Source organism: Isoptericola sp. NPDC057191 (assembly GCF_042670225.1).
GTDB lineage: Bacteria > Actinomycetota > Actinomycetes > Actinomycetales > Cellulomonadaceae > Isoptericola.
On record NZ_JBHUWC010000103.1, the window covers coordinates 1,906 to 13,937 of the forward strand.

Sequence of the window (12,032 nt, forward strand, 5' to 3'; positions counted from 1 at the left end):
GCTGCGACCGAGGGCACGACCGAGGCGGCTGCTGCTACCGAGGGCACGACCGAGGCTGCTGCTGCGACCGAGGGCACGACCGAGGCTGCTGCTGCGACCGAGGGCACGACCGAGGCTGCTGCTGCGACCGAGGGCACGACCGAGGCTGGTTCGAACGTGAACGCCTCGGCTTCGGCTGCTGCGGACGCGAAGGCGAACCCGGCTGCTCTTGCTGCGGCGACGGCGGACGCTGAGACGACGGCTTCGGCCGCCGCGACGGCAGATGCTGAGGCTGCTGCGGCGTCGGCGGCATACACGGACGCTTCGACGAACGCGTCGACCACGGCGGACACCGAGGCGAACGCTGCAGCTGACGCTGCTGCGGTTGCTGCGGCCAACACCGAGGGTGACGACGACACCAACGCTTCGGCGTCGGCCGCAACGTCGGCCGCTGCGGAGGGTGACAACTCTTCGCAGGCTGAGGCCGCTGCGTCGTCGGCTGCGACGGCGGACGCCACGGCGGGTGCCACGACCGAGGGCTCGTCTGAGACCGACGGTACGAGCACGACGTCGACCGACGGTACGACCGCGTCCGAGGGCACGACCGAGGCCGACTCGAACGTGAACGCTGCGGCTTCTGCTGCTGCGGACGCTGAGGGCAACCCGGCGGCTGAGGCTGCTGCGACGCCGGACGCTGACACCACGGCGTCTGCTGCTGCGGACACGACGTCGGCTGCTGCGGCGAACGCTGCGGCGGTTGCTGATGTGGCGGCGGGCGCTTCCACGGACGCGTCGACCACGGCCGACACGGAGGCGAACGCTGCTGCGCAGGTGGCGGCGCAGGCCTCGGTGACGGGCAACCAGAAGACGGACTCGAACACCGACGGCACGCAGTCGGCCTCGACCGATGTGGACGCTTCTGCTGCGGCTCAGGCTGCGGCGACCGCGGACGCGTCGTCGGGCGCGTCGGGTGACGTGAACGGTGCGGCGTCGGCAAGCACGAACGCGTCGGCGAGCTCGAGCACGTCGGGCAACGCGACGTCCGCTTCGGACGGGGCGTTCTTCGCGATCGAGGTGTCCATCACCTCGCCGAAGGACGGCGAGCGTGTCAGCAGCCGGCCGGTGTTCACCGGTACGGCTGCTCCGGACGCGACGCTCAACCTGATGGCCAAGTCGCACTCTGCTGGTGGTGGCGGCTCGACCGCTGGCGTGGCGCAGTCGGTCATGGCGGATGTCACGTCGTTCACCGGAAGCTCGGTGGCGGTCGACTCCGACGGGAACTGGACCTTCCAGCCCTCGGAGAAGCTCGCTGACGGGGTCTACTCGATGACCGTTGTCGCGACCAACCCGGACGGCAAGGCCACGGACACCGTGACCTTCACCGTCCAGGACGGCGCCGTGACCACCACGGGCACGACGCAGGGTTCGGCGGACTCCTCCGGTTCGGGTGACGGCGACCTGGCGGCGACGGGCGTGGACGCCACGACCGTGGCGGCCGGCGGCATCGCGGCGCTGCTCGCAGCTGCTGGTGGGTCCCTGCTGTTCTGGCGGCGCAAGCGCGGCCAGGGCGAGCAGGCCGTGACCGACACCGCCGGTGAGTGATCACCACAGCACCACCTAGCAGTACCTGAACCATCCGGTTCACCGGGTGCGGGACGGGGTGGTGGGGCCTTCGGGCTCCACCACCCCGGCCGCCCCGGACAGCACCAAGCGTCACGACTGAGGGGCGAGGCCACACGGCCTCGCCCCTTGGTCGTCGGGTCACGGTCGAGTCCGCGAACTGGCTTGCGGGCGCGCCGACGACGGTCCCCGGTCGTGGCGGTGCAGGTCGGCAGAATCGGGGCGTGCCCGCTCGTCGTCCGACCTCTCCCTCTGCCCGCCGCCCGGCGGCGCGGCCCTCGGGAGCGCGCGGCGGGTCCGCGCGGCCCACGACGACGGCGAACGGCTCGGTCGGCGCCCCGCCGTCGTCGCGCCCCAAGGCGTCCGGCTCGAAGACGGGCGGCAAGTCCGGCTCCCAGTCAGGCTCCAAGGCCGGCTCCAAGACAAGCTCGAAGACGTCCAAGGCGGCGTCGCCGAGCGCCTCAGGTGGCCGCCGGGGCTCACGCCGTCCGGCAGGCCCGGCACGGGAGGAGCGGCGTCGCAGCCGGTACGGCCTCGTGCTGCCGGAGGTGCTGACCGTCCGGCTGATCGTGCTGTCGGTGGTGGTGCTGCTCGCGGTCGTGCTGCTCCTGCCGACGGTGCGGGGTGCGGTGCAGCAGTCCCACGAGCTGGACCGGCTGCGCACCGAGCTGGCGCAGAACCAGGCGGAGAACGACCACCTCGACGTGGAGCTCGGCCGCTGGGAGGACCGCTCGTACGTCGAGGAGCAGGCGCGCTCGCGCCTCAGCTTCGTCATGCCGTCGGACAAGGTGTGGCGTGTCGTCGACCCGGGTGCGGCGGGGGACGACGACGTCGACCCGGTGACGGGCGAGGCCGTCGGCTCGGGGCCGGTCGGCACGACGAGCGGGCCGAGCGTGCCCTGGTACCAGTCGGTGTGGGAGTCGGTGCAGGTGGCCGACGGACCGGCGGGCACCACGGGCGGCGAGGCCAGCGACCCGCCGGACGTCCCGCCGAGCCCGTCGTCGTCCGAGAACGGCTGACGGTCGGCGGGCGGCGCGCCCGCCCCGTGACCCGACCCGTCACCCGGCCCGGTCGAGACCGAGCCGGGCGCTGATCCCTGCGGCGGCGTCGAGCACGACCGGCGCGAGCGCCTCGACCCGCGCCGGCGGCATCGCGGGGCGGTGCGCGGAGACGCTGATCGCGGCGACGATCGCGCCGGACGCGTCGCGCACGGGGGCGGCGACGCACAGCACGCCGGGCTCGTTCTCCTCCAGGTCGAGGGCGACGCCACGCCGGGCGGACTCGGTCATGACGGCGACGAACTGGTCGGCGGTCAGCACCTCCGCCTCCGGCACGCCGCCGGGTTCGGGGCCCACACGCCGCTCGGCCAGGAACTGGGCTCGCCAGCGGTCGGGCCGGTCGAGCAGCAGCGCCTTGCCGATTCCGGTCCTCGTGAGGGGCATGCGGTGGCCCGTCCGCGAGCGCGTGGGCGCCCCGCGCGTGCCGGGGAGCTTCTCGAGGTAGAGCACCTGTCCGCGGTCCTCGATCGCGAGGTGCACGGTGTCGGACACGCGGGCGTGCAGGGCGCGCAGGGGCGCGGCGGCGACCACGGCGACGGGGTTCTCCTGCAGCGCCTGGTAGCCGAGCTCGATGAGGGCGGGGCCGAGCGCGTACCGGTCGTCGATCCGGCGCAGGTAGCCGGCGGTGACGAGCAGCTGTAGCAGCCGGTGGGTGGTGCTGCGCCCGACCCCTGTCTCGGCCACGACGTCACGCAGCCGGTCATGGCCGCGGGCGACGGCGTCGACGACGGCGAGACCGCGCGCCAGGGTCTGCGTGCCTGCCGGGGCGGCCAGCGGTCCGGTGGTCGCGGGGCGGGGCTTCGCGGCAATGGGAGGGTCAGGCACGCGGCGAGATTATCCCGATTATCGGGAGGTCGTCGCGGCGGGCCGGAGCGAGTCCTAGCGTCCCGTCCATGCCCGACGACGCACCCCGCCGCGACGCCGCGCTGGTTGCCGTCGACTGGGGTTCCACCAGCTTCCGTGCCTGGCTCCTGGACGCCGCAGGCGGCGTGCTCGACGAGGTCCGCGCGGCCGACGGCTCGCTGCGCACCTCCGAGGGCGCGCGCACCGCGACCGAGCGCGCGGCGGCGTTCCGGGCGACGTTCGCCCGACGGTGCGGGACCTGGCTCGACCGCCGTCCCGGGCTGCCGGTGGTGGTGGCGGGCATGGCCGGCAGCGACCACGGCTGGCGCGACGCCGGCTACCTCGACGTCCCGGTGGGCCTCGACCGCCTGGCCCACCACCTCGCGCCCGCGCCCCTGGACTCCTCCGGCGACCCGCCCGTCGCGGACGGCGTCGTGCACGTGGTGCCCGGGCTGCGGGTGCCGGGGCCCGACCCGGACGTCCTGCGGGGCGAGGAGGTGCAGCTCCTGGGCGCCCTCGACGAGCTCGCCGGCGGCGCCGCGCCGGCCGACGCGGACGACCAGGCCCTGACGGTCGTGCTGCCGGGCACGCACGCGAAGTGGGTGCGGCTCGACGGCGGTCGCGTCGTGGGCTTCTCCACCGCCATGACCGGGGAGGTGTTCGCGCTCCTGCTGCGCGACAGCGTCCTCGCCCGGCTGGCGGACGGCGGTCCGACGGCGGAGCCGACACCCGCCTTCGACGACGCCCTCGACCTCGAGGCGGAGCAGGGCGACGACCGCGGCCTGCTCGCGCTGCTCTTCACGGCGCGCACGCTCGTCCAGGCGGGACGCCTGGCGCCGGCGGAGGTGGCCGACCACGTGTCGGGCCTCCTGGTGGGCTCGGAGGTGCGGCACGCACGACGGACGGCGCCCCCCGGCGTCGTCGCGGTCGGCGGCGCCGGCCCCCTCGCGGCGCGCTACCGCCGCGCGCTCGTCCGGCACGGCGCGGACGTCCGCACGTTCGCGGAGCCTCTCGCCGCGAGGGGCCTGTGGCGCGTCGCGGTGGGCGCAGGCCTCGTTTACAGCACGCCGTCCAGCACCGCCCCGAGCACACCATCGACCACGGAGGTCCGCCCATGACGCCCGACGCCACCGGCCTCGTCGCCATCCTGCGCGGGATCACGCCCGCGGAGGCGGCCTCCGTCGCCACCGCCGTCCTCGACGCCGGCTTCGACGCCGTCGAGGTGCCCCTCAACTCGCCGGAACCGCTGGAGTCGGTGCGGCGGGTCCGTGCCGCCGTCGGCCCCGACGCCAGGGTGGGCGCGGGCACCGTCCTCAGCCCGGAGGACGTGCGGCGCGCCGCGGACGCCGGCGCGTCGCTCGTCGTCTCTCCGAACACCCGGGCCGACGTCGTGGCGGAGACCGTGCGGCTCGGCCTGGAGAGCTACCCGGGCGCGGCGACGCCCACCGAGGCGTTCGCGGCGCTGGACGCGGGCGCCACGGCGGTGAAGGTCTTCCCCGCCCAGGCGGTCGGGGTGTCCGGGCTGCGCGCCTGGGCGAGCGTGCTGCCCGCCGGCGCGCGCCTGGTCCCGGTGGGCGGCGTCGACCTGACGACGCTGCGCGGGTGGGCCCGCGCGGGTGCGGACGGCGCGGGCGTCGGCACGTCGCTGTACCGGCCGGGGGACGCCGCGGCGGAGGTCGGGGCCAGAGCCGCCGCCCTCGTGCAGGAGTGGAGGAAGCCGTGAAGATCACGTCCCTGACGACGTACGCCGTCCCGCCCCGCTGGTTGTTCCTCAAGATCGAGACGGACACGGGCGTCGTCGGCTGGGGCGAGCCCGTCCTCGAGGGCCGCGCCGCCTCCGTCGCCGCGGCCGTCGAGGAGCTCGCCGACTACCTGGTCGGCAAGGACCCGCGCCGCGTCGAGGAGCACTGGACCGTGCTGTACCGGTCGGGCTTCTACCGCGGCGGCGGGATCCACATGAGCGCGCTCGCGGGCATCGACCAGGCCCTGTGGGACATCACCGGCAAGGCGCACGACGCCCCGGTGCACGAGCTCCTCGGCGGGCGCGTGCGCGACCGGATCAAGGTCTACTCGTGGATCGGCGGCGACCGGCCGTCGGCCACGGCGGACGCCGCCCGAGAGGCCGTGGCCCGCGGTTTCACCGCGGTGAAGATGAACGGGCCCGAGGAGCTGCAGTACCTGGACACGCGCGACAAGGTCGAGCGCGTGGTGGCGAACGTCGCAGCGGTGCGTGAGGCGGTCGGGCCCGACGTCGGCATCGGCGTCGACTTCCACGGTCGCGTGCACCGCCCGATGGCGCGCGTGCTGCTCGACGCGCTGGCGCCCTACCACCTGATGTTCGTGGAGGAGCCGGTGCTGTCGGAGCACGTCGACGGGATCGCGGACGTGCTGCGGACCTCGACGACGCCGATCGCGCTGGGGGAGCGGCTGCACTCGCGCTGGGACTTCAAGGACGTCATCACGTCCGGTGTGGTGGACGTCATCCAGCCGGACCTGTCGCACGCGGGCGGCATCACCGAGGTCCGCAAGATCGCGGCGATGGCGGAGGCGTACGACATCGCCGTCGCCCCGCACTGCCCCCTCGGCCCGGTCGCGCTCGCCGCGTGCCTGCAGCTCGACGCCGTCGCGTACAACGCCGTGATCCAGGAGCAGAGCCTCGGCATCCACTACAACACCACCAACGACCTGCTCGACTACGTCGTCGACCCGTCGGTCTTCGCGTACGCCGACGGGATGGTCGAGATCCCGCGCGGTCCCGGCCTCGGCATCGAGGTGGACGAGGACTACGTCCGGGAGCGGGCGGTCGTCGGGCACCGGTGGCGCAACCCGGTGTGGCGGCACCCCGACGGCTCCGTCGCGGAGTGGTGAGCGAGAATGGGGGCGTGACCGACCAGACCCCCGCCAGCGCGCCCGCCGACGACCCGACCGTCGTCACCGACCGTGACCTCGAGGTGCTCGCCGAGCAGCTCGGGCGCACGCCGCGGGGCGTCGTCGGCATCGCCGCGCGCTGCGTGTGCGGCCGTCCGCTCGTGGTGCGCACCGCGCCGCGCCTGCCCGACGGCACGCCGTTTCCCACGACCTACTACCTCACGCACCCGGGTGCCGTCGCGGCCGCGTCGCGGCTGGAGGCGGAGGGTGTGATGAAGGAGATGACGGAGCGGCTCGGCCAGGACGAGGAGCTCGCGGCGGCGTACCGGCGCGCGCACGAGCACTACCTCGCACGACGGGCGGAGCTCGGCGACGTCGAGGAGATCGCCGGCATCTCCGCAGGCGGCATGCCCACCCGCGTCAAGTGCCTCCACGTGCTGATGGGGCACGCGCTGGCCGCCGGCCCGGGGGTCAACCCGCTCGGCGACGAGGCGCTCGCGCTGGTCCGCGACCAGTGGCGGCCCGACCGCTGCTCCTGCTGACGCTCGAGCGCCGGGCTGTCGGCGCTCGACCGGCGGGAGGTCGGTGGTGGGTGAGAGGGTGACCGCGTGACAGAACGCTCCTCCATCGCCCCGGCCGTCCCGACCACGGGGACCCGGGTCGCCGCCATCGACTGCGGCACCAACTCGATCCGCCTCCTCGTCGCCGACGTCGACCGCGACGGCACCCTCACCGAGGTCGACCGCAGGCTGCAGATCGTGCGCCTCGGCCAGGGGGTGGACCGCACCGGCGAGCTCGCTCCGGAGGCGCTGGCGCGCACGCTGGAGGCGACGCGCGAGTACGCCGCGGTGATCGCGCAGACCGGGGCCACGCGGGTGCGGTTCGTCGCGACGTCGGCGACCCGCGACGCGCGCAACCGGCAGGAGTTCTTCGACGGCGTCCGGGCCGCCGTCGGCGTCGACCCCGAGGTCGCGTCGGGGCGCGAGGAGGCGGAGCTGTCGTTCCGCGGCGCGACGGCGGGCGTCGCGGGCCAGCACGCCGGACCGTACCTGGTGGTGGACCTCGGGGGCGGGTCGACCGAGCTCGTGCTCGGCACGACGACGCCGGAGGCGGCCCTGTCGCTCGACATCGGGTCGGTCCGCATGACCGAGCGGCACCTGCACACCGACCCGCCCACGGAGGCCGAGGTGGAGGCCGCCCGTGCCGACGTGCGCGCCGCGCTCGACGAGGCCGCGCGGACCGTCCCGTTCGGCCGGACGGTGACGCTCGTGGGTCTCGCGGGGTCGGTCACCTCGGTGACGGCGCACGCCCTGGCGCTGCCGGAGTACCGGCGCGAGCGGGTGCACGGCGCCGTGCTCGGTGTCGACGAGGTGCTCGCCGCCAGCGACGACCTGCTGCACCGCAGCCGCGCCGAGCGCCTCGCCCTCGGCTTCATGCACCCCGGCCGGGCGGACGTCATCGGCGCCGGCGCGCTCGTCTGGGCGGAGGTCGTGCGGCGCGTGCGCGACGACGTCGCTGCCGCGGGCGGCACGCTGAGCGACGTCGTCACGAGCGAGAGCGACATCCTCGACGGCATCGCACTGTCGCTCGCCTGAGGGTCGGAGGTCGCACCGTGGACGCCCCGACTGCGGGGCTCTGAGGCAGTCGTAGAATGGTGATCATGCCTCAGAACGTTCTGTCGTCGGACACCTCTGTCCAGGACGCGCCCGCAGCGGCGCCGCGGCCCCGCAAGGTCCCCCGCATCGTCGTCCTCGGCGGTGGTTCCGTCGGCCTCTACGTGGCGCGACGTCTGCGCCGCAAGCTCGGCAAGCAGGACGCGGCGATCGTCGTCGTCGACCCGCGCCCGTACATGACGTACGCGCCGTTCCTGCCCGAGGCGGGCGCGGGCTCGATCGACGCGCGCGACGTCGTCGCCCCGCACCGCAAGGCGCTCAAGGGCATCGACGTGCTGCAGGGCCTGGTCAACCACATCGACCACGCCGCGCACAAGATCACGATCCACCCCGAGGAGGGCCCGGACTACGAGGTCTCCTACGACCAGCTCGTCGTCGGCCTCGGCTCGGTGTCGCGCACGCTGCCCATCCCGGGGCTCGCGGAGACCGCGATCGGCTTCAAGAACGTGGAGGAGGCCATCGCGGTCCGCAACCACGTGCTCAACCGCATGGACGTGGCGTCCTCGACGTGGGACGCGGACGCGCGCCGCCGCATGCTGACCTTCACGTTCGTCGGCGGCGGGTTCGCCGGCATCGAGGCGCTCGCCGAGATCGAGGACATGGCGCGGTACGCGACGCGCAACTACCCGACGATCGACGCCGACGACCTGCGCTTCGTGATGATCGAGGGCTCCGGCCGCATCCTGCCCGAGGTCTCCGAGCCGATGGGTCTCTGGGCCCTCGACGAGATGAAGAAGCGCGGCATCGAGTTCCACCTCAACACGTTCCTGTCGTCCTGCGTGGACGGTCACGTCGTGACGTCGACGGGCGTCGAGTTCGACACCGAGACGATCGTGTGGACCGCCGGCGTCAAGGCGAACCCGGTCATCAAGGAGGAGTCGGACCTCCCGTTCGACAAGCTCGGCCGCGTCATCGTCAAGCCCACCCTGCAGGTCGCCACGGAGGACGGCGAGATCGTCCCCGACGCGTGGGCCGCGGGCGACTGCGCCGCCGTGCCGGACGTGCTCAACCCGGGCCAGTTCTGCCCGCCGAACGCGCAGCACGCCATCCGCGAGGCCACGAAGCTCGCCGACAACATGATCGCCGTTCTCAAGGGCCAGCAGCCCGAGGACTACAGCCACAAGAGCGTGGGCGTCGTCGCCTCCCTCGGTCTGTACAAGGGCGTCGCGGAGCTGTTCGGGTTCCTGAAGCTGCGCGGCCCGCTCGCGTGGCTCGCGCACCGTGGCTACCACGTCATGGCGATGCCGACCGGCAACCGCAAGGTGCGGATCCTCATCGGCTGGGCCGGCCAGTTCCTCATGGGCCGCGAGATCGTGTCCCTCGGCTCGCTGCACGACCCGCGCGACGAGTTCCGCAAGGCCTCCGTGCCCCCGAAGCAGCCGGGCCAGAAGGTCGAGCAGAAGGCTGAGTCGTCGGCCGCGCGCGCCGAGAAGGGCTGAGTCCCTTCGGTACCGTGAGCGGGCGCCGGGTCGACCCTTCGGGGGTCGGCCGGGCGCCCGCTCCGTCGTTCTCGCCCCCGTAGCCCAACTGGCAGAGGCAGCCGGCTTAAACCCGGTCAAGTCCCGGTTCGAACCCGGGCGGGGGCACTGCCGCGTCGAGGCCGGACGGCGGGGTCGCCGGTCATCGCCGTGGCGACGTCGGCGCCGGCCCGCCGGAACGCGTCGACCACGCGGCGCACCGCCAGCCGCTCGGCCCGGTCGGGCCGGAGCACAGCGGAGATGTGCCGTGCCGAGGCGATGTCGGCCAGCTCGCGCAGCACCAGGCCCGCACCGGTGGGGGTGGTGAAGCGCGGCAGGACGGCGACCTGGTCGCCCGCCGTGACGAGGGCCTCGATGAGGCGGTTGTCGCGCAGCCGCTGCGTGACGCGCAGGGCCGCCCCGGTGGCCTGCTCGACGGCGAGGCGCACCGAGTCGAACGGGTAGCCGAGCGGCACGCCGATCCAGTCCTGGTCGACGAGGTCGGACGGCCGCACCTTCGGCAGGCGCGCGAGCGGGTGCCCGGCCGCCATCGCGATGTCGAGCGGCTCCCGGGCGAGCGGCACCACCGTGAGCCCCTCGGTGCCGGCCGGCCGCACGCTGGTCAGGGAGTGCGCGACGACGACGTCGTGGTCGGCGGTGAGCGGGCCGTACTCGGCCTCGGCGATGTCGACGTCGGCGCAGCGCAGCGCGATCGCGGTGTCCGCCAGCTCGGCCATGACCCGCGGGAGCAGGAACGTCGCCGCGCTCGGCAGGGCGGCCACGGTGACGGTGCCCGACGGCTCGCCGGTGAACGCGTCCCACCGGGCCTGCACCTGCTCGATGGCGGCGGCGACGGTGGCGCCGCCCTCGGCGAGCAGGCGCCCGGCCTCGGTGAGGCGCAGCCCGCGGCCCGAGGGCTCGACGAGCGCGGTGCGCAGCTCGCGCTGGGCGGTCCGCAGCTGCTGGGACACGGCCGAGGGCGTGCGGTGGGTGGCGCGGGCCACCTCGGTGACGCTGCCGCGTTCCGCGAGCTCGCGGAGCAGCTCCAGGTGTCGGGCGTCCATGAAGGCAGACTACAGACAGCGTGTAGAAGGTTTCGCTTGTCCTTCATGTTCGCCGCGGGAAGGCTGGGCGCATGCCCACCCGCCACCGGCTGCTCGCCGTGCTCGTCGCCCTCATGTGGGGCCTGAACTTCATCGCGATCGACGCGTCCCTGCAGCACTTCCCCCCGATGTTCCTCGTGGCGCTGCGGTTCGCGCTCATCGCCGTGCCCACCGTGCTGTTCGTGCCGTGGCCCGACGTGCCCGTGCGCTGGCTCGTCGGGTACGGCCTCGGTTTCGGCACGCTCCAGTTCCTCTTCCTGTACTGGGGGATGGCGGCGGGCATGCCCGCCGGGCTGGCGTCGCTGGTGCTGCAGATGTCCGGCCCGTTCACCGTGCTGCTGGGCGCGACGTTCCTGCGCGAGCGCGTGAGCGGCCGCCAGGTGCTCGGCATCCTCGTGGCGGTGGGCGGCCTCACGCTGGTCGCGTGGCAGCAGGCGGCGACGGCGACGGTCGTGCCGTTCCTGCTCACCCTCGCGGGAGCCTTCGGCTGGGCGATCGGCAACGTCTGCAACCGGCAGGCGAAGCCGCAGAGCCCGCTCCGCCTCACCCTGTGGATGTCGGTCGTGCCGCCGCTGCCGATGCTGGCCCTGTCCCTGCTGGTCGAAGGGCCCGGCGAGATCGCACACTCCCTCACTTCGTGGGGCGAGCCGGGGGCCGTCGGCGCCGTCGTCGGCCTGGCGTACACCGTCCTGGTGGGCACGGTGCTCGGCTCCGGCGTGTGGACCTGGCTCATGGCCCAGCACCCGGCGGGCGTCGTCGCGCCGTTCTCCATGCTGGTGCCGGTGGTGGGCATGACGGCGGCCTGGCTCCTGCTCGGCGAGCGGGTCACGCTCGGTGAGGGGGTCGGGGCGGTGCTCGTCGTGGGCGGGGTCCTCTTCGGCAGCACGAGGGCTGCCCGGCGCCTTCTGCCGTCAGCAGAACGGCCGACCGTCGGGCCGCTCACGGAGCCGTCGGGCGCCGGCCGCGGGTAGCGTCGTCGGCATGACGGCGGACATGCGGGTCGGCACGACGGAGAGCGTCGGCGAGACGCGGCACGTGCGCGAGCCGCTCCTGCGGCACCTGGTCGGCGCCATCCTGCGCCGCGCCCGCCTGAGCCAGGGCCGCACCCTGCAGGAGGTCGCGAGCACCGCACGCATGTCCACCGCGTACCTGTCGGAGGTGGAGCGCGGCCGCAAGGAGGCGTCCTCGGAGGTCCTGGCTGCGGCGTGCGCGGCGCTCGGCATCCGCCTCGTCGACCTCGTCGCGCAGGCGCACGACGCCCTCGCGGCCAGCGCCGAGCACCAGCAGCGCGTCCGCGTGCTCACCTCGACCCGCGACCGGTCGTCGGCGGTCCGCCACGTGCGCTCGACGTCGTCGTCGGACGTCGTCGCCCTCGCCGCCTGACCGCTTCCGCAACCTGCGTGCTGACTTGATCCTCAAACGGACCGTTTG

General features: G+C 74.2%; 14 protein-coding genes and 1 tRNA gene. 11 read left to right on the forward strand and 4 right to left on the reverse strand.

What is annotated here, in order from left to right; genetic code table 11:
* Both ACFT55_RS13205 and ACFT55_RS13210 read right to left on the reverse strand, forming a co-directional pair.
* Positions 1-869, reverse strand: an 869-nt coding sequence (locus tag ACFT55_RS13205; RefSeq protein WP_380244292.1) for a hypothetical protein, incomplete at its 3' end; no start/stop codon positions are given.
* 39 nt (positions 870-908) lie between these two features.
* Positions 909-1,109, reverse strand: coding sequence for a hypothetical protein (locus ACFT55_RS13210; protein ID WP_380244293.1), 201 nt, complete (start codon positions 1,107-1,109; stop codon positions 909-911).
* Here ACFT55_RS13210 and ACFT55_RS13215 point away from each other — a divergent pair.
* Complete coding sequence (locus ACFT55_RS13215; RefSeq protein ID WP_380244294.1) at positions 1,102-1,581, forward strand: Ig-like domain-containing protein; 480 nt, start codon at positions 1,102-1,104, stop codon at positions 1,579-1,581. The two genes, ACFT55_RS13210 and ACFT55_RS13215, sit on opposite strands and share 8 nt — an antisense overlap.
* A 242-nt stretch (positions 1,582-1,823) precedes the next feature.
* On the forward strand, positions 1,824-2,618 hold the full coding sequence (locus ACFT55_RS13220) for a septum formation initiator family protein (RefSeq protein ID WP_380244295.1): 795 nt from the start codon (positions 1,824-1,826) through the stop codon (positions 2,616-2,618).
* Positions 2,619-2,657: 39 nt separating this feature from the next.
* On the opposite strand, the gene ACFT55_RS13225 is transcribed toward ACFT55_RS13220, so the two are convergent.
* The gene (locus tag ACFT55_RS13225; protein ID WP_380244296.1) at positions 2,658-3,482 is read right to left on the reverse strand and encodes an IclR family transcriptional regulator; all 825 of its coding nucleotides are present in this window, start codon (positions 3,480-3,482) and stop codon (positions 2,658-2,660) included.
* A gap of 68 nt (positions 3,483-3,550) precedes the next feature.
* Between ACFT55_RS13225 and ACFT55_RS13230 the strand changes: the two genes are divergently transcribed.
* The 7 genes from ACFT55_RS13230 to ACFT55_RS13260 all read left to right on the forward strand — a co-directional run bounded on the left by ACFT55_RS13230 (position 3,551) and on the right by ACFT55_RS13260 (position 9,627).
* Positions 3,551-4,618, forward strand: a complete 1,068-nt coding sequence (locus ACFT55_RS13230; RefSeq protein WP_380244297.1) for a 2-dehydro-3-deoxygalactonokinase — start codon at positions 3,551-3,553, stop codon at positions 4,616-4,618.
* Positions 4,615-5,223: a 2-dehydro-3-deoxy-6-phosphogalactonate aldolase gene (locus ACFT55_RS13235; RefSeq protein WP_380244298.1), complete on the forward strand. Its 609-nt coding sequence runs from the start codon at positions 4,615-4,617 to the stop codon at positions 5,221-5,223. Before ACFT55_RS13230 ends, ACFT55_RS13235 begins: the two co-directional genes overlap by 4 nt.
* On the forward strand, positions 5,220-6,368 hold the full coding sequence (gene dgoD / locus ACFT55_RS13240) for a galactonate dehydratase (protein ID WP_380244299.1): 1,149 nt from the start codon (positions 5,220-5,222) through the stop codon (positions 6,366-6,368). Before ACFT55_RS13235 ends, dgoD begins: the two co-directional genes overlap by 4 nt.
* A 14-nt stretch (positions 6,369-6,382) precedes the next feature.
* Positions 6,383-6,910, forward strand: coding sequence for a DUF501 domain-containing protein (locus tag ACFT55_RS13245; protein ID WP_380244300.1), 528 nt, complete (start codon positions 6,383-6,385; stop codon positions 6,908-6,910).
* A gap of 66 nt (positions 6,911-6,976) precedes the next feature.
* Complete coding sequence (locus tag ACFT55_RS13250) at positions 6,977-7,963, forward strand: exopolyphosphatase (RefSeq protein WP_380244301.1); 987 nt, start codon at positions 6,977-6,979, stop codon at positions 7,961-7,963.
* Between the two features lie 65 nt (positions 7,964-8,028).
* On the forward strand, positions 8,029-9,480 hold the full coding sequence (locus tag ACFT55_RS13255) for an NAD(P)/FAD-dependent oxidoreductase (protein ID WP_380244302.1): 1,452 nt from the start codon (positions 8,029-8,031) through the stop codon (positions 9,478-9,480).
* Between the two features lie 73 nt (positions 9,481-9,553).
* Positions 9,554-9,627 (forward strand) — tRNA-Leu (locus ACFT55_RS13260).
* On the opposite strand, the gene ACFT55_RS13265 is transcribed toward ACFT55_RS13260, so the two are convergent.
* Entirely contained in the window at positions 9,597-10,562 is a 966-nt protein-coding gene (locus ACFT55_RS13265; RefSeq protein WP_380244303.1) for a LysR family transcriptional regulator, read from the reverse strand. The genes ACFT55_RS13260 and ACFT55_RS13265 overlap by 31 nt on opposite strands.
* Before the next feature lie 71 nt (positions 10,563-10,633).
* On the opposite strand from ACFT55_RS13265, the gene ACFT55_RS13270 reads away from it, so the two are divergent.
* Together ACFT55_RS13270 and ACFT55_RS13275 are read left to right on the forward strand one after the other, a co-directional pair.
* Positions 10,634-11,572, forward strand: a complete 939-nt coding sequence (locus ACFT55_RS13270) for an EamA family transporter (RefSeq protein WP_380244304.1) — start codon at positions 10,634-10,636, stop codon at positions 11,570-11,572.
* Between the two features lie 10 nt (positions 11,573-11,582).
* Positions 11,583-11,984 (forward strand): helix-turn-helix domain-containing protein, encoded by a 402-nt coding sequence (locus ACFT55_RS13275; RefSeq protein ID WP_380244305.1) that lies wholly within the window; start codon positions 11,583-11,585, stop codon positions 11,982-11,984.
* Positions 11,985-12,032 lie beyond the last annotated feature (48 nt).